The sequence below is a fragment of the Burkholderia sp. Ac-20384 genome (assembly GCF_017104605.1).
Taxonomy (GTDB): Bacteria; Pseudomonadota; Gammaproteobacteria; order Burkholderiales; family Burkholderiaceae; genus Burkholderia; species Burkholderia lata.
This window is the reverse complement of sequence record NZ_JAAGPE010000703.1, coordinates 1-695: the sequence shown is the minus strand read 5'-3', so window position 1 is coordinate 695 and position 695 is coordinate 1. Positions and strand designations below refer to the sequence as shown.

Here is a 695-nt window from a genome sequence, read left to right as displayed (position 1 = left end):
CTCTGCTCGGCTGGCCGCTGCGCACCGCGCTGTTCGTCGTGGCAGGCGTGCTGATCGTGTTCGTCGGCGTGTCGGCCGGCCCCGAGTGGCTGTCGATCGTGCGCTGGTCCGATGCGCTGTCCGGTCACGATGCGCTCGCGCGGATGCTGATCGACCTGCGGATGCCGCGCCTGCTATGTGCGCTGCTTGCCGGCGCGTTGCTGGCGGTGAGCGGCGTCGCGATGCAAAGCGTCGTGCGCAATCCGCTCGCGGGCCCCGAAGTGCTCGGCGTCACGCAGGGCGCGGGGCTCGTCACGCTGTTCGCGTTGTCGACGTGGCCGCTGATGGGCCACGTGACGCTCGCGGCCGCCGCGCTGATCGGCGGTGGCCTGTCGCTCGCGATCACGCTCGCGCTGAATCACCGGCATCGCTACGCGCCGCTCGCGGTGGCGCTGACGGGCATCGTGATCGGCGCGCTGTGGACCACGCTCGCGCAATGGTTGATCACGCAGGAAAGCGTGCAGCCCGCGCGCTTCGTCGTGTGGCTCGTCGGCGGTACGTATGGCCGGAGCTGGGGCGAAGTGTCGATGCTGCTGCCGTGGTGCGTGCTGGCGGTGCCTGTGTTCGCGTGGCTCGCCAAACCGCTCGACATGCTCGCGCTCGGCGACGACCAGGCGGCCGCGCTCGGCCTGCCGGTGGCCGCGCTGCGGCCGCTC

General features: G+C 71.7%; 1 protein-coding gene. It reads left to right on the top strand.

Annotation, left to right across the window (positions count from 1 at the left end; translation table 11 throughout):
- On the top strand, nt 1-695 hold a 695-nt coding region (locus tag G3O00_RS42920; protein WP_206146624.1), incomplete at both ends, for an iron chelate uptake ABC transporter family permease subunit.